A 16,966-nucleotide genomic window follows, 5' to 3' on the forward strand; every position below is an offset into this window, starting at 1 on the left:
TGCGGCCTGCAATAACGGGCCCGCCGGCGCTTTCGGTGTGGCTCCGAAGGATATGACTTGTTCGATTTCGACATGCTGGGCCTCGCGCCCGCGCTCAACGATGCGCTGACCCGCGCCAAATTCGACAAACCCACCCCGATCCAGGCCAAGGCGATCCCGCTGGCGATGGAAGGCCATGACATCCTCGGTCTGGCCCAGACCGGCACCGGCAAGACGCTGGCCTTCGGGCTGCCGCTGATCGACCACATGCTGGCCGAGCCGGGCAAGCCGCTGCCCAAGACCTCCAAGGCGCTGATCCTTGCTCCGACCCGCGAGCTGGTGAACCAGATCGCCGAGAGCCTGAAGACCCTGACCCATGACACCCGCATCAAGGTGGTCACCGTGGTTGGCGGCCAGTCGATCAACCGCCAGATCAACGCTCTGGCGCGCGGCACCGATATACTGGTGGCCACGCCCGGCCGTCTTATCGACCTGATGGACCGCCGCGCGGTCGACCTCGGGCAAGTCCGTCACCTGATCCTCGACGAGGCCGACCAGATGCTCGACCTCGGCTTCATCCACGCCCTGCGCAAAATCGCGCCGCGGCTGGGCACGCCGCGCCAGACGATGCTGTTCTCGGCCACCATGCCGAAGCAGATGGAAGAGCTGTCGCGCGCCTATCTGACCGATCCGCGCAGGGTGCAGGTCTCGCCTCCGGGCAAGGCCGCCGACAAGGTGACCCAGTCGGTGATCTTTGTCGACAAGGCCGCCAAACCGACCAAGTTGCGCGAGATCCTGTCGCGCGACCTCGATGCCCTGACGCTGGTGTTTTCGCGCACCAAGCACGGTGCCGAGAAGCTGATGAAGGGGCTGGTGGCCGATGGCTACAACGCCGCTTCGATCCACGGCAACAAGAGCCAAGGCCAGCGCGACCGCGCGATCAAGGGCTTCCGCGACGGCGATATCAATGTGCTGGTGGCGACGGATGTCGCCGCGCGCGGCATCGACATTCCGGGTGTGGCCTATGTGGTCAACTATGATCTGCCGGAAGTGCCCGACAGCTATGTCCACCGCATCGGCCGCACCGCGCGGGCCGGTCGCGAGGGTGAGGCGATTGCGCTGTGTTCGGCGGAAGATGTCGATCTGCTGCTGCAGATCCAGAAGCTGATGAAGATCGAGATCCCGGTGGCCGGTGGCACCATGCCCCAAGCGGTCAAGGATCCGACCCGTGGCGGCAACCGTGGCCAGCGTCGTGGTGGTGGCGGCGGTGGCCGTGGCCGGTCGCGGGGTCCGCAGGGCGGCCACACCGCGGCGCCCGCTGGTGACGGCGGCAAACGCCGCCGCCCGCGTCGCCGCAAGGCTGCTTGAGTTTGAAAGGCCGGGGGTTTCCCCGGCCTTTTTTTGCGCGGTCGCTGCGAAGCTGCGCATTACCGGGCCGCGGTGCGGCGATCCGACTTTTCTGTATGGCAGTTTATCCCTGCAAAGCCCGTAAGCGCTCAGGTCGTCGCGGTTGCGGCAGCCAAATCGCCGCGCCTGGGGGCGGCGTCCTGCCAGAGGCATGCCTACGGCATGACGATGCGCGGCGGGCTTGCAGTCCGCCGTCAACGCGCTGGGAACCAATCGCAGCCAGCGCGGCAACTTGCGGTCGTGTTTAGCGCGCTTGGGGGCTTAAGCGGACGCTGCATACCTCACAAAGGCAAACCGCCCGCCGCCCGGCGCCCAGCTCGGCACGTTGAGACTGCCTTGCCCGCCGTGAAACGCCAGCAGGGTCTCCGGCGCACCGCCCGTGGCAGGCATCAACCGCAGCTCGACGTCGCAGCCCGCCGGATGCCCCTCGGTCCCCGGCGCATAGGCCAGGTAGCAGACCTGCTCCCCATCGGGTGAAGGATGCGCGAACCAGTCAACAGACCCCCCGAAACTCATCCGCTCCAACCCGCTGCCATCGACCCGGATCCGCCACAGGCTCATCGCGCCCTCGCGGTCGGAGTTGAACCAGATCCACTCCCCGCACGGCGTGTAATCCGGCCCGTCATAGTGATGCGCACTGGTCACCAAGAGCGTCTCGTCGCTGCCGTCGAGCGCACAGCTGGCAATGCCGAACTGCCCGTCGCGGACGCAGGCATAGGCCAGCCGCGTGCCCTCCGGCGAAAATCCGTGAAACCAGCTCGGGCAGCGCGGCGTCACCCGCCGCGGCACCCCGCCGGCCACAGGCATGGTGTAGATGCAGGAGGCCGCGGTCTCGGTCTTGTCGCAGAACGCCAGCAGGCGTCCATCCGGCGAGATCCCGTGGTCGTTGTTGAGCCGCCCGTGCCGGCCGGTGTCGACCGGCACAAGCGCCGGATCGCCAAGGTCGACCCGGTAGAGCCGGCCCTCGGCGTTGACCAGAAGCGCCGTGCCGTCCGGTGTCCAGTTCGGCGCCTCGATGTGGCGGTCGCTCTGCAAGACCACCCGGGTCTTGCCGCTGCCGGTCTCGATGATCTCCAGCGAGGCGCGCATCAGCGCGACGGGCCCTCGCGCTCGGCCGAGGCGGCCCATAGGTTGATATCGGCATCCTTGGCGTGCTGGTCGATCCGCGCCAGCTCGTCCTCGGAGAACTCGAGGTTGCCCACAGCGCCGGCGCAATCCACCACCTGAGACGGTTTCGACGCGCCGATCAGCGCCGTGGTCACCCGTCCACCGCGCAGCACCCAGGCCAGCGCCATCTGCGCCAGGGTCTGGCCGCGCTCTTCGGCGATGGCATTGAGCGCGCGCACATTGTCCAGCGCCTCCTCGGTCAGGAAGCCCTCGCGCAGCGACTTGCCCTGCGCCGCCCGGCTGTCTTCGGGAATGCCGCCGAGGTATTTCTTGGTCAGCATGCCCTGCGCCAGCGGCGAGAAGACGATCGAGCCGATGCCGAGGTCGTCGAGCGCATCGAGCAGCCCGTCCTCCTCGACCCAGCGGTTGAGCATCGAATAGGACGGCTGGTGGATCAGGCAGGGGGTGCCGAGGTCCTTGAGGATCGCCGCCGCCTCGCGGGTGCGCTGCGCGTTGTACGACGAGATCCCGGCATAGAGCGCGCGGCCCGAGCGGACGATGTGATCGAGCGCCATCATGGTCTCTTCCAGCGGCGTCTCGGGGTCGAAACGGTGGGAATAGAAGATGTCGACGTAATCGAGCCCCATCCGCTTCAGCGACTGGTCGCAGGAGGAGACCAGATACTTGCGGCTGCCCATCTCGCCATAGGGGCCGGGCCACATGCGATATCCGGCCTTCGACGAGATGATCATCTCGTCGCGATAGGGCGCGAAGTCCTGCCGCATCAGCGCGCCGAAAGCCTGCTCGGCGGCGCCGGGGCGGGGGCCGTAGTTGTTGGCGAGGTCGAAATGGGTGATGCCGTGGTCAAAGGCGGTGCGGGTGATCGCGCGCTTTGTCTCATGCGGGGTGTCGTCGCCGAAATTGTGCCACAGCCCCAGCGAGATCGCCGGCAGCTTGAGGCCGGACTTGCCGCAGCGGCGGTAGGTCATCGTGTCGTAGCGGGTGTCGGATGCGGTCCAGACCATGGGTGTCTCCTCGTTCCTCATGGCGCATGTTTCGCCCGAGGTGCGCGGGTCTGCAAGACCGGAATGTCAGGCCGGGTGAGGCGGCAGGGCGGGGCCGCTCGCCGTCCCGCGCGCGGCACACGTAGGGTGGGTTTGTAACCCACCTTTGTATCAACGTGGCCGCCGGAAGGTGGGTTGGAAACCCACCCTACGCGGAACACCGCGTTCTCGCCGCCCTCGCCGGTGACTGTACCGCGCGGAACGGTGGGTTGGAAACCCACCCTCCGTCAGGTCATCACGTCCGGAGCGTCCCGGCCGGTCCGCGCGTGCAGCCCGCTGATCTCGCCAATTGCCGCCGCCACGTCCTTGAGCGCCGCCTGGGTCTCGATCTCCAGATCGCCGTCGGCCGGCATGTAGCGCTCGAGATAGACCCTGAGCGTCGCGCCCTCCGTGCCGGTGCCCGAGAGCCGCAGCACCCCGCGCGAGCCGCCTTCGAAGAGGATGCGGATGCCCTGGTTGCGGCTGACCGAGCCGTCGACCGGGTCGTGATAGGCGAACTGATCGGCCTCGCTCACGGTGAGCCCATGCACCTCGGTGCCGGGCAGATCGGCCAGTTTCGCCTCGAGATCGGCCATCAGCGTGTTGGCCTTGTCGCTGTCAACCGCCTCGTAGTCATGGCGCGAATAGTAGTTGCGGCCATAGGTCTGCCAGTGATCCATCAGGATTTCTTTCACCGAGACCTTGCGCACCGCCAGAATGTTGAGCCAGAGCAGCACCGCCCAGAGCCCGTCCTTCTCGCGCACATGGTCGCTGCCGGTGCCGGCGCTCTCCTCGCCGCAGAGCGTGGCGCGGCCAGCGTCAAGCAGGTTGCCGAAGAACTTCCAGCCGGTGGGGGTCTCGAAGCACTCGATCCCCAGCTTCTCGGCCACCCGGTCGGCGGCCTGCGAGGTGGGCATCGAACGCGCCACCCCGGCCAGCCCCTTGTCATAGCCCGGCGCCAGATGTGCATTGGCGGCCAGAACCGCAAGGCTGTCAGACGGCGTCACGTAAAGGCCCTTGCCGAGGATCATGTTGCGGTCGCCGTCACCATCCGAGGCGGCCGCGAAATCCGGGCCATCGGCGCTCATCACCAGATCGACCAGCGGCTTGGCCCAGATCGGGTTGGGATCGGGATGGCCCTTGCCGAAATCCACCTTCGGCACGCCGTTCATCACCGTGCCCTCTGGCGCGCCCAGCTCCCCCTCGAGGATCGCCGTGGCATAGGGGCCGGTGACCGCATGCATCGCGTCGAACTTCAGGCTGAAGCCGCCCTTGATATGGGCGCGGATGGCGTCGAAATCGAACAGCGTCTTCATCAGCGCGGTGTAATCCTCGACCGGGTCGACGATCTCGACCGCCATCTTGCCAAGGCTGGTCTCGCCGATGGCGCCGAGGTCGATGTCGGCGGTCTCGAGCGTGTGGTATTCCGAGAGCGTCTTGGTTTGCTCGAACATCTTCTCGGTCACCTTTTCCGGTGCCGGGCCGCCGTTGGGGGTGTTGAACTTGAGACCGAAATCTTCGTCGATGCCGCCGGGATTGTGGCTGGCCGAGAGGATCAGCCCGCCGTCGGTGCCGCGCTGGCGGATCAGGTTCGAGGCGGCGGGTGTCGAGAGCAGCCCGTTCTGGCCGACGACAGCGCGGGTCGCGCCATTGGCCGAGGCCATGCGCAGGATGGTCTGGATCGCCTCGGCGTTGAAATAGCGGCCGTCGCCGCCGATCACGAAGGTCTTGCCCTCGGCGCCGCCGATGGCGTTGAAGATCGATTGAACGAAGGCCTCGAGGTAGTGGTCCTGCATGAAGACTCGGGTCTTCTTGCGCAGGCCGGAGGTGCCGGGTTTCTGGCCGTCGAACGGGGTGCAGGAGCGGGTTACTCTGGACATGATATCGGTCCTTTCTCTGCTGGAACAGGAGGTTGGCGATTGCCGGTCCGCATCGTGGCGGCACTTTCGGCAAGCTGCGGCGCGGTTGCGAAATCTTCGACGGCCAGGCCGGTGCGGCGGCGCCAGTTGGGGTGTTCGTCGATCGTGCCGGGCAGGTTGGGCGCATCGGTCTGGCCCAGCAGGTCATCAAGCTGCACCGCCACCATCGCCGCCGGCGAGCGGGTGAGCGCGCCGTGGATCACCCCGGCGATCTCTTCCGGGCCGGCGGCGGGCGCGATGGCGCAATCGCGCCTGAGCCCGGCGCGCTGGTGGCTGCGATGGCCATGGCGACCGGCGGCCTCGGCGTCGGAAATCCAGCCCATGTCGCGCCAGAGCTCGACATCGGCGCCATACCAGAAGCCGCGCAGGGTGGGGGTGTCATGGGTCGAGAAACAGGCCAGGCTGAACGGCCGCAGGTCAGAGGCGGGATGCAGCGTGCCGTCGTCGAAGGTCTCGTACTGCCAGACCGCGTAGGAATAGAGCCCGGCGGTGTTCATCGTCTGCCGGAACCCGTCAGGCACCAGCCCGAGGTCTTCGCCCACAACCACGCAGCGGGCGCGATGCGCCTCGATGGCAATCACCGCCAGCAGGGTCTCGAACGGCTGGGTGACATAGGCACCCGGACTGCCGTCATCGGGCAGCCAGTAGCTGCGCATCAGCCCCAGAGCATGGTCGATCCTGAGCAGCCCGCATTTCTCCATCAGCTTGCGCAGCATGGTTCGCAGCGGCGTGTAGCGGGCCTGCGCCAGCCGGCCCGGCGCATGGGCCACCAGGTCCCAGGACTGGCCCTCGGGGCTGAGCTGGTCAGGCGGCGCGCCGATGGTGACGCCGCGGGCGATGGTGTCGTCATGCATCCAGGCCTCGGCGCCGCCGGGGCGCGCGCCCACCGCCAGGTCGAGGTAGAGGCCAAGCGACATGCCGGAGGTCCGCGCCGCGGCCTGGGCGGCGTCGATCTCGCGCTCGGCGCGCCATTGCAGCCAGCGGTGGAACTCGGCGCGGCGGCCGGCCTCCTTGATCGCCGCGGGGCCCGGCTGTTGCAGTGCGGCGGGCCATTGACGGATATCGGTGCCGTGCCGCTCGCTGATCGCCTCGTAGCAGGAAAAATCCTCGAGCGAGGCATTCGCCTTGGCGCAGAACGCCTTGAAATCCTTGCTCGTCGCGGTGCGGGCATACTCGGCCTCAAGCGCCGGGCGCTGCCGCGCCCTGAACGCCTTGTAATCGATCAGCGCGTTTTCCGGCGTGGGTCCGAGACCGCCTTCGACGGCGATGTGATCGGCATTGAAGAAGCCGCGGTGGGTCGGCGAATAGGGGCTGATGGTGTCCTCGGCCGCCCAGCCCAGCGCCGAGACCGGGTTGATGCCGAGAAATTGCGCCCCGTGCCGGCCCAACGCGCCGGCGGCCTTGGCGAGGTCGTCATAGGAGCCGAGCCCGCCGTTCGAGCCCGAGCGCAACCCGTAGAGCGCCGCGGTGACGCCCCAGCTGCGGTGATGGCCAGAGGTCTCTGACAAGAGCGGCGCATGCGGCGGGCGCAGCAGCAGGAAGCTCTCTTCGCGCCAGCCTTCGCCGGTCAGATGCAGGCTGGCATAGCCCACCTCGAGCGGCGGCAGCGTCAGCTGCGTCTCGGCCTTGCCGGCGGCCAGTTCGCGCCCGTCTTCGCCCACCACCTGCCAGCGGCAGGGCGCGGCGAGGGTGATCTCGGTGGGCTGGCCGGCGCGCAGCAGCATTTCCTCGGGCAGGTGGCGGTCGGCGGTGTCGGCCTGCCGGCAGGCCAGCGCCTCGGCGACCTGGGCGCCGCTCTCGGCCTCGACCCCCAGCGCCCGCAGCAGCGCCCGCAGGGTGGGCACCGGGGTCTCGCGGCGGGTGCCGGTCAGGTCGTGAAAGTCGAGATGCACGCCGCAGGCGAGGGCAAGCTGGCGCAGGGCCGCATCGGCGCTCATTCCGGGGCCTCGTCGCGCGGCAGGTCACGCAGCACGAAGGCCGCCACCGAATTGGCCGCCACCCGCGTCCGGCGCACCGGCATCACCGCCGGGGCCTGGTCGGCCTGGGAGGTGTCGATCTCGCGCACCCACTGTCGGCTCTCGCCGGGCTCCGGCAGCACCAGCACCTCGGTCCGCGCCTCGCGATTGAAGGCCAGAAGCACGGTGTCGGACAGGACGTTGCCCAGCGGGTGCTCGGCACAGCCGCGTAGGATCAGGCAGAGGCTCGAGAGCCCGGGATCGCGCCAGTTCAGCGGCCCGCCGTCATAGGCCATCCACGAGACGTCGCGCTCGCCGTCGCTGGGGCGTTCGGCGCCGTGCAGGAAGCATTTCTGCCGCACCAGCAGGTGCGCCTTGCGGAACCGGATCAGCGCCGAGGTGAAACCGATCTGCTCCTGGTCGAGCGCGTTCCAGTCGATCCAGGCGGTCGGGTTGTCCTGACAATAGGCGTTGTTGTTGCCGCCTTGGGAATGGCCGCCCTCATCGCCCGCCAGCATCATCGGCGTGCCCTGCGACAGCATCACCGTCGCCAGGATATTGCGCTGGCGTCGCTTGCGCCCGGCGATGATCATCGGGTCGTCGGTCTCGCCCTCGACGCCGAAGTTGTCACTGTGGTTGGCGTGGTGGCCGTCGCGGTTGTGCTCGCCGTTGGCCTCGTTGTGACGCTCGACATAGGCCGTGGTGTCGGCGAGGGTAAAGCCGTCGTGGGCGGCGGCAAAGTTCACCGAGGACCAGGCCCGTCGGCCGCGTTGGTCGAACAGATCGGCTGACCCCAACAGGGCCGAGCCCAGATCCTGCGCGCTGTGGCCATCGCCGCGCCAGAACCGGCGCACGGTATCGCGGTAGCGGTCGTTCCACTCGGCAAAGATCGGCGGGAAGTTCCCCAGCTGATAGCCGCCCGGGCCGATGTCCCAGGGCTCGGCGATCATCTTGACGCCGGCCAGCACCGGGTCCTGGCGCAGCGCGGTCAGAAAGCTGCCGGCCTGGTCGAACCCCTGCCGCGAACGGCAGAGCGTGGTGGCCAGATCGAAGCGGAAGCCGTCGACACCCATCGCCTGCACCCAGAAGCGCAAGGAGTCCATGATCATCCGCAGCACGAAGGGGTGCGTGGTGTCGAGCGTATTGCCGCAGCCGGTGTCATTGACGTAATAGCGCGGCTGACCGTCAAGCAGACGGTAGTAAGAGGCGTTGTCGAAACCCTTGAAGCTCAGTGTCGGGCCCAGCTGATCGCCCTCGGCCGAGTGGTTGTAGACCACGTCGAGGATCACCTCGATCCCGGCCTTGTGGAAGCGTTCCACCATGGCGCGGAAGCCGGCGACGCCCTTGGGGCCGAAATAGCGTGGTTCGGGGGCGAAAAAGCTGATGGTGTTGTAGCCCCAGTAGTTCACCAGCCCCTTGCCCTTGAGCATCGGCTCTGATTTCAGCGCCTGCACCGGCAAGAGCTCGACCGCATCGACGCCCAGCCGGGTCAGGTGTTCGAGCATCGCGTCAGAGGCCATGCCGTCATAGGTGCCGCGCAGGTCCTTGGGCACGCCGTCGTGCAGCATGGTGGTGCCCTTGACATGCGCCTCGTAGATCAGCCCGCCGTCATGGCCGCAGGTCAGGGTCTTGGCATCGAGCGGAAAGAGCTTGGGGTCCGAGACCACGGATTTCGGCACATGCGGGGCGCTGTCGCTGTCGGAGAAGCTCAGGTCGTCGCCGCCGGTGGCGTCATAGCCATAGGTGGCGGGATGGTCGGCAAAGCTGCCGTGCAACTCTCGGGTATAGGGATCGACCAGCAGCTTGTTGGCGTTGAAACGGTGCCCGCGCGACGGCTCGTACGGGCCGTCGACGCGGTAGCCGTAGAGCGCGCCGGGCATCAGCCCCGGCACATAGCCATGCCAGACCGCGCCGTTGCGTTCGGGCAGCTCGATGCGATGCTCCTCGCGCTTGCCGTCGGGAGAGAACAGGCAGAGCGTGATCTTGGTGGCGTTCTCGGAAAAGACGGCGAAGTTGGTGCCTTCGCCGTCGAAATGTGCTCCGAGTTGATGTGAGCGGCCCGGACGGATTTCGACCGTCATCGGCGCACGGGTATTCATTCGGTCAGAACCTCTTTGTACAGATCGGCATAGGCACGGGCCGAGATGTCCCAGCCCACTTCCTGAGACATAGCCGCCCGCTGCATCCTCTGCCAGTCATCGCCTGCGGCGTGGACGCTGAAGGCCCGGTCGAGCGCGTCGGAAATCCCGGTGGCGCTGACCTCGTCGATCAGGAAACCGGTGGCGGTGCCGGCGCGCAGCGCGGCGAGATTGGCATCGATCACCGTGTCCGCCAGCCCGCCGGTGCGCGCCACGATCGGCAGGGTGCCATAGCGCAGACCGTAGAGCTGGGTCAGCCCGCAGGGTTCGAACCGCGAGGGGATCAGGATGGCGTCGCTGCCGCCCTGCAGCAGATGCGAGAAGCCCTCGTCATAGCCGATATAGGTGCCGACCTTGCCGGCATGGGTCTCTGCGGCCTCGCGAAAGGCGGTCTCGAGCTCTGGCGCGCCGGACCCCAGCACCGCCAGTTGCCCGCCGTTTTCCACCAGATGCGGGATCGCCTCGGCCAGGGCATCAAGTCCCTTCTGCTCGGTCAGCCGGCTGATGACGCAGAACAGCGGCCCCTCATGCGCCGGGTCGAGCCCGAGGCGGGCGCAGATCTCGGCGCGGTTGGCCTGCTTGCCGGCAAGGCTGGTGGCATCGAAAGGCCGCACCAGGGCCGGGTCGGTGGCGGGGTTCCAGGCGTCGGTGTCGATGCCGTTGAGAATGCCCGAGAGCACCTCCTGCCGGGCGTTGAGCACCCCTTCGAGCCCCATGCCGAACCGCGGCGAGAGAATCTCGCGGGCATAGGTCGGGCTGACGGTGGTGATCCGGTCGGCATAGGCCAGCCCCGCCTTCAGGAAAGAGATGTCGCCGTGATATTCCATCCCCTCCGGGGTGAACCAGTCCCAGCGCAGGCCCAGCTGCTGGCCCTCGAAGGGGGCATAGCGGCCCTGAAAGGCGATGTTGTGGATCGTCATCACCGTCTTGGGCACCGGCAGGCCGGGCTGCTTGAGATAGACCGGCGTCAGACCGGCCTGCCAGTCATGCGCGTGCACCACGTCGGGTTTCCAGTCGGCCAGCCCGTCAAAGCTGATCCGCGCCGCCGCCTGCGCCAGCGAGGCGAAGCGGCGGTGGTTGTCGTTCCAGTCCTGACCGCCCTCGTGGGTATAGGGCCCGCCGCGCCGGTCAAACAGTTGCGGCGCGTCAAGCAGCAGCAGCGTGATGCCCTCGGCCTCGACCTGGACGACCCGCCCGGCACCGCCGGGCAGATCGCCGAAGTTGGCCACCTCGGTGCCGCGCGCCACCAGCGGCATCAGCGCCGGATAGGCCGGCAGCATGGTGCGCACCTCGATGCCGAGAGGTTTGAGCGCCCCCGGCAGGGCGCCCGCCACATCGGCCAGCCCGCCGGTCTTGATGAAGGGCGCGCATTCCGAGGTGACCATCAGGACATTCATCTCAGCCATCCAGCTTGTCGATCATCGCCTGGGTGATCAGGCAGATGCCCCCTTCGGAGCGGCGGAACCGCTTGGCATCGGCCTCGGCGTCCTCGCCGACGACCAGCCCGTCCGGGATCTTGACGCCACGGTCGACGACGCAGTTCTTCAGCCGCGCCTTGCGCCCGACATCGACGTAGGGCAGGGCGATCACCCCTTCGAGCTCGGCAAAGCTGTGGGTGCAGACCCCGGTGAACAGCAGGCAGCGGTCAAGCGCAGAGCCCGAGATGATGCAGCCCCCGGCCACCATCGACGAGGTGGCAGAGCCGCGGCGGCCCTCCTCGTTGTGGATGAACTTGGCCGGCGGCACGAGTTCGGAGTAGGTCCAGATCGGCCAGTCATGGGAATAGAGATCGAGCTCGGGCCGGAAATCGGTGAGGTCGATATTGGCCTGCCAATAGGCATCGATCGTGCCGACGTCGCGCCAGTAGGGCGTGTCTTCCAGCCCCGACATGACGCAGGACCGGCCGAAGGGATGCGCATAGGCGCCGCCCTGTGCCACGATGTCGGGGATGATGTCATGACCGAAGTCATGGCTCGAGGACTCGTCGGCGGCATCCTTCTCGAGCAGGGAATAGAGATACTCCGCCTCGAAGACATAGATCCCCATGCTGGCCAGCGACCGGCTCTCGTCGCCGGGCATCGCCGGGGGATTTTCGGGTTTCTCGACGAATTCGAGGATCTTGTCGCTCTCATCCACGCCCATCACGCCAAAGGCCTTGGCCTCGTCGCGCGGCACCTCGATGCAGCCCACGGTGACCTTGGCGCCGGTCCGCACGTGCTGCTCGATCATCACCGAGTAGTCCTGCTTGTAGATGTGGTCTCCGGCCAGCACGAGGATGTACTTCGGGCCGTAGCCGCGCAACACCGAGATGTTCTGCGTCACCGCGTCGGCGGTGCCTTCATACCAGTTGTCGGCGCCCATCTGCTGCGACGCGGGAAGGATGTCGAGGCTCTCGTTGCGCTCGGCGCGAAAGAACGACCAGCCGCGCTGCAGGTGGCGGATCAGGCTGTGGGCCTTGTATTGCGTCGCCACCCCGATGCGGCGGATGCCGGAGTTGACGGCGTTGGACAAGGCAAAGTCGATGATGCGCGTCTTGCCGCCGAAATAGACGGCCGGCTTGGCGCGGATGTCGGTCATTTCCTTGAGCCGGCTGCCGCGTCCGCCGGCAAGCACATAGGCCATGGTCTGCTGCGCCAGGATATGTCTTGGTTCTGTCATCGGGTCCTCCCAGACTTGATCGAATGATCTAATGAACTGATGAAATCACGCCCCCTTGAAGCGCAGGAACGTCGCGGCCAGCGGCGGTATGGTCAGCTCGATCGACTGCTCGCAGCCATGCGCCGGCTCGGCGCTGGTGCTGAGCGGCGTGGCGTTGACCTGGTTGCTGCCGCCATACTCGGTCGCGTCCGTGTTGAGGGCTTCCTCCCAGACCCCCGCGCGCGGCACGCCGATGCGATAGCCCGGCCGGGTGACCGGGGTGAAGTTGCAGACCACCAGCACCGGGTCGGTGCCCTCCTTGCCCTCGCGGATCCAGCTGAAGATCGACTCGCCGGCATTGCCGCCGTCGATCCAGCGAAAGCCCTCGGGTTTGCTGTCGAGCTCGTAGAGCGCCGGGGTGTCGCGGTAGAGATGGTTGAGATCGCGGACCAGCGACTGCACGCCCTTGTGGGTGGGGTAGTCGAGCAGGTGCCAGTCGAGGCTCTTTTCGTTATTCCACTCGTCCCACTGGCCGAACTCGCAGGACATGAAGAGCAGCTTCTTGCCCGGGTGGCCCCACATGAAGCCGTAATAGGCCCGCAGGTTGGCGAACTTCTGCCATTCGTCGCCCGGCATCCGGTCGATCATCGAGCCCTTGCCGTGCACCACCTCGTCATGGCTGATCGGCAGCACGAAGTTTTCGCTGAAGGCATAGTGCAGCCCGAAGGTCATCTTGTCGTGGTGGTACTTCCGGTGGATCGGATCCTCGCCCATGTAGCGCAGGGTGTCGTTCATCCAGCCCATGTTCCACTTGAAGCCGAAGCCCAGCCCGCCGGTGTCGGTGGGCGCCGAGACGCCCGGAAAGGCGGTGCTTTCCTCGGCGATGGTCATGATGTCGGGCTCGTCGGCATAGACCGCCTCGTTCATCCGCTGCATGAAGCTGATCGCTTCGAGGTTCTCGCGCCCGCCGTGGACGTTGGGCACCCATTCGCCCTCCTTGCGGGAATAGTCGCGATAGAGCATCGAAGCCACCGCATCGACCCTGAGCCCGTCGATGTGATATTCCTGCACCCAGAATTTCGCGTTGGCGATCAGGTAGTTCGCCACTTCGGTGCGGCCGTAGTTGTAGACCAGGGTATTCCAGTCGGGGTGAAAGCCTTCCTTCGGGTCGGCATGCTCATAGAGCGCCGAGCCGTCGAACCGGCCGAGGCCGTGCTGGTCGGTCGGGAAATGCCCCGGCACCCAGTCGATGATCAGCCCGATGTCGGCCTGGTGGCAGGCATCGACGAAATAGCGGAAGTCATCCGGCGTGCCGAAGCGCGAGGTCGGCGCGAAGAGCCCGACCGGCTGATAGCCCCAGGAGCCGCCGAAGGGGTATTCGCTGATCGGCGTGGTTTCGATATGGGTGAACCCCATCTCCTTGACATAGCTCACAAGCTCGTCGGCCATCTCGCGGTAAGAGAGCGAGCGGGCGTCCTCCTCCGGCACCCGCCGCCAGCTTTCCAAATGCACCTCGTAGACCGAGATCGGCCGATCGATGCGGTGCTCGCCGCCGCGTTTCGACATCCATGCGCCGTCCTGCCAGTCGTAGTCCGACAGGTCGCGCACCACCGAAGCCGTGCGCGGCGGCAACTCGGCGCCAAAGCCTACGGGGTCGGCCTTGAGCGGCATCAGCTGGCCGTCGATGCCCAGAACCTCGTATTTGTAGGTGGTGCCGTCGGCGAGGCCGGGCAGAAAGATTTCATGCACGCCCGAGGCCCCGCGCCGACGCATGATAAAGCGCCGCCCGTCCCAGCCGTTGAAATCGCCCACCACCGAGACCCGGCGCGCGTTCGGCGCCCAGACCGCGAAGTGGGTGCCGTCGACGCCCTCATGGGTCATCACATGCGCGCCGAGCGCCTTCCAGAGATAGCCATGGGTGCCTTCGCCCAACAGGTATTCGTCGAACTCGCCCAGCACGTTGCCAAAGGAATAGGGGTCATGCTCGGTCCAGCTGTCGCCGCCACGTGTCATCCGCAGCTTGTAGGCAAAGCGGCTCTTGCGCCGCGGCACCACCGCGGCAAAGACGCCGTCGCCCCCCTCGACCCGCTCCAGAGGAACCACCGCCTTGCCGGTCTTGGCGTCGATCACCTCGACGCTGTCGGCCTCGGGCCGGAACACGCGGATGACCAGCTTGCCGCCGGCCTCGTGCAGTCCCAGCACCGAAAACGGATCGCCATGCGAGCCATCCGACAGGGCGGTTGCTTCCTCGGGGTGGATCAGGGGGGCGTCAGTCATGCAGTTTTCTCCATTCCACCATTGTTGACCGGGCCCGCGTGCCAGATGTCACGCGCATAGCCCTGGATCGTGCGGTCCGACGAGAACCAGCCCATGTTGGCCGTGTTCCTGAGCGCCATCGCCGCCCAGCCGCTCTCGTCGCGATAGGCGGTATCGACGCGGCGCTGCGCATCGAAGTAGCTGTCGAAATCGCAGGTCACGAGGAAATAGTCGTGATCGTAGAGATTCCCGACAAGCTCATGGTACCGCGTAATTTCGTCAGGACAAAACACTCCGTCGACAATCTGCCCCAGAACCCGGCTGAGGCGCGGGCTGGCTTCGATCGCGTTGCGGGCAAAGCCGTGCTCGCGGCGGCGCTCCTGCACCTCCTGGGCGGTCAGGCCGAACAGGAAGAAGTTCTCGGGGCCGACATGGTCGCGGATCTCGACATTGGCGCCATCGAGCGTGCCGATGGTCAGCGCGCCGTTCAGAGCGAACTTCATGTTGCCAGTTCCGCTCGCTTCCTTGCCGGCGGTCGAGATCTGCTCGGACAGGTCGGCGGCGGGGATCAGGTCCTCGGCCATGGTGACGTTGTAGTTCGGCGGGTAGACCACCTTGAGCAGATCGCCGGTCACCGGATCATTGTTGATCTTGGCGGCGACGTCGTTGATCAGCCGGATGATCTGTTTCGCCACGTGATAGCCCGGGGCCGCCTTGCCGCCAAAGATCTTGACCCGCGGGGTCCATTCCGCGTTGGGGTTGTCGCGGATCTCGTTCCACAGCGCGATGGTCTCGAGAATGTTCATCAGCTGGCGCTTGTACTCGTGGATCCGCTTGATCTGCACGTCGAACATCGCGTCGGGGTTCACCTCGACGCCGCAGGTCTGCTTGATCCACTGGGCCAGCTGCACCTTGTTGGCGCGCTTGGCGGCCTGGAACTCGGCCAGGAAGGCCGGATCGTCGGCCTTGGCGTTCAGCTTCTTCAACTGCTCCAGATCGGCCACCCAGCCTTCGCCGATCTCACGGGTGATGAGGTCGGACAGCGGCTGGTTGCAGGTATAGAGCCAGCGCCGCGGGGTGATGCCGTTGGTCTGGTTGATGATCCGGGTGGGGTGGATCTTGTGCAGGTCGGCAAACACGGTTTCCTTGACCAGCTCGCTGTGCAGCGCCGAGACGCCGTTGACCTTATGCGCCATGATGAAGGCCAGCTCGCCCATGTGCACGTGGTCATGATCGATAATCCGCGGGCTGCCGGGATGCTCTTCCTGGTGGGCGTGGTCGATTGCGCGAATGATCTCGAGGTGCCGCGGCAGCACATAGGCCATCAGACCGACGTGCCACTTCTCCAGCGCTTCGGGCAACAGCGTGTGGTTGGTGTAGCCCAGGCAGTTGCGGGCGATCTCGATCGCCTCGGGCATCTCGAGCCCATGCATATCGACCAGCAGGCGCACCAGTTCCGGGCCGGCAATCGCCGGGTGGGTGTCGTTGAGCTGGATCGCGACGTGATCGGGCAGGGCGCGGATGTCGTCATGATCCGACAGGTAGCGCCGCATCAGATCCATCAGCGAGGCGGCGGTGAAGAAATACTCCTGCTTCAGCCGCAACTGCTTGCCGGCATCGGTGGTGTCATCGGGGTAGAGCACGCGGGAGATCGTGCGCGCCAGCGCCTCGTTGCGGCCGGCGGCCAGATAATCGCCGCGGTTGAAGCTTTCCAGATCGAAGGCGCCCGGCGCCTTGGCCGACCAGAGCCGCAGGGTATTGCCCCAGGTGCCCTTCCAGCCGATCACCGGGGTGTCATAGGCGGTGGCCAGCACGGTCTCGGAGGAAATCCAGCGGGCCTGGCCCTCGTGGTGCTCCACATGGCCGCCGAACTGGATGCGGTATTTCACCTCGGGGCGCTCGAATTCCCAGGCGTGGCGCTGGGTCAGCCAGGTTTCGGCGGTCTCGACCTGCTTGCCGTCAGAGAATTTCTGCTCGAAGAGCCCGTGCTCGTAGCGGATGCCGTAGCCATAGGCCGGGATGCCGAGCGTCGCCAGCGAGTCCATGAAGCACGCGGCCAGACGGCCCAGGCCGCCATTGCCTAGCGCCGCATCGGGCTCGTCATGAACGATTTCCTCGTAGTCCTGACCCAGCGCCTCGATGGCGGTGCGGGCCTCCTTGTCGAGCCCGAGGTTGGCGGCCATGTCCTCGACCAGCCGGCCCATCAGGAACTCGAGCGAGAGGTAATAGACCCGCTTGGTGTTCGCGGCATAGGTCTCGCGGGTGGAGCGGTACCAGTGGTCGACCATGCGGTCGCGCAGGGCCAGCGACAGCGCGATGCGCCAGTCGTAGACCGAGGAATGCTCGGCGTCCTTGCCCAGCGAATAACGGATATGGTGGAGAATTTCGTCTTTCATCTTACCTGCTCACAGCGGTTTCGTTGCGGCACTGTTAGCGCTAAACGTGAATTTTTTCCACGTGCAACGTCACGTCCGGCCAATATGCCACATATCATCCCGGCAGAGGTATGCCGACCCCGCCGCCTG

Annotated in this window: 10 protein-coding genes; 1 reads left to right on the forward strand and 9 read right to left on the reverse strand. The window is 66.4% G+C overall.

Translation table 11 applies throughout. The features are described from left to right. The first annotated feature begins 57 nt into the window (after positions 1 to 57). A complete protein-coding gene (locus tag VOI27_RS11620; protein WP_323765512.1) occupies positions 58 to 1,347 on the forward strand; it encodes a DEAD/DEAH box helicase in 1,290 nt (429 codons plus the stop codon). Between the two features lie 300 nt (positions 1,348 to 1,647). On the opposite strand, the gene VOI27_RS11625 is transcribed toward VOI27_RS11620, so the two are convergent. The 9 genes from VOI27_RS11625 to VOI27_RS11665 form a co-directional block, all read right to left on the reverse strand. After that, positions 1,648 to 2,475: a hypothetical protein gene (locus VOI27_RS11625; RefSeq protein ID WP_323765513.1), complete on the reverse strand. Its 828-nt coding sequence runs from the start codon at positions 2,473 to 2,475 to the stop codon at positions 1,648 to 1,650. Continuing rightward, positions 2,475 to 3,518: an L-glyceraldehyde 3-phosphate reductase gene (mgrA, locus tag VOI27_RS11630; protein ID WP_323765514.1), complete on the reverse strand. Its 1,044-nt coding sequence runs from the start codon at positions 3,516 to 3,518 to the stop codon at positions 2,475 to 2,477. The genes VOI27_RS11625 and mgrA overlap by 1 nt, the downstream gene beginning before the upstream one ends. A gap of 266 nt (positions 3,519 to 3,784) precedes the next feature. After that, a complete protein-coding gene (locus VOI27_RS11635; RefSeq protein ID WP_323765515.1) occupies positions 3,785 to 5,416 on the reverse strand; it encodes an alpha-D-glucose phosphate-specific phosphoglucomutase in 1,632 nt (543 codons plus the stop codon). Then, positions 5,404 to 7,392: a 4-alpha-glucanotransferase gene (locus VOI27_RS11640; protein WP_323765516.1), complete on the reverse strand. Its 1,989-nt coding sequence runs from the start codon at positions 7,390 to 7,392 to the stop codon at positions 5,404 to 5,406. Before VOI27_RS11640 ends, VOI27_RS11635 begins: the two co-directional genes overlap by 13 nt. Next, positions 7,389 to 9,509: a glycogen debranching protein GlgX gene (glgX, locus tag VOI27_RS11645; protein WP_323765517.1), complete on the reverse strand. Its 2,121-nt coding sequence runs from the start codon at positions 9,507 to 9,509 to the stop codon at positions 7,389 to 7,391. The genes VOI27_RS11640 and glgX overlap by 4 nt, the downstream gene beginning before the upstream one ends. Continuing rightward, complete coding sequence (glgA, locus tag VOI27_RS11650; RefSeq protein ID WP_323765518.1) at positions 9,506 to 10,945, reverse strand: glycogen synthase GlgA; 1,440 nt, start codon at positions 10,943 to 10,945, stop codon at positions 9,506 to 9,508. Before glgA ends, glgX begins: the two co-directional genes overlap by 4 nt. Before the next feature lies 1 nt (position 10,946). Beyond that, positions 10,947 to 12,206: a glucose-1-phosphate adenylyltransferase gene (gene glgC, locus VOI27_RS11655; protein ID WP_323765519.1), complete on the reverse strand. Its 1,260-nt coding sequence runs from the start codon at positions 12,204 to 12,206 to the stop codon at positions 10,947 to 10,949. A 45-nt stretch (positions 12,207 to 12,251) separates the two neighbouring features. Next, positions 12,252 to 14,462 (reverse strand): 1,4-alpha-glucan branching protein GlgB, encoded by a 2,211-nt coding sequence (glgB, locus tag VOI27_RS11660; RefSeq protein WP_323765520.1) that lies wholly within the window; start codon positions 14,460 to 14,462, stop codon positions 12,252 to 12,254. Then, positions 14,459 to 16,837: a glycogen/starch/alpha-glucan phosphorylase gene (locus VOI27_RS11665; RefSeq protein WP_323765521.1), complete on the reverse strand. Its 2,379-nt coding sequence runs from the start codon at positions 16,835 to 16,837 to the stop codon at positions 14,459 to 14,461. The genes glgB and VOI27_RS11665 overlap by 4 nt, the downstream gene beginning before the upstream one ends. Positions 16,838 to 16,966 lie beyond the last annotated feature (129 nt).

This window comes from Marinovum sp., from assembly GCF_034669705.1.
Taxonomy (GTDB): Bacteria; Pseudomonadota; Alphaproteobacteria; order Rhodobacterales; family Rhodobacteraceae; genus Marinovum.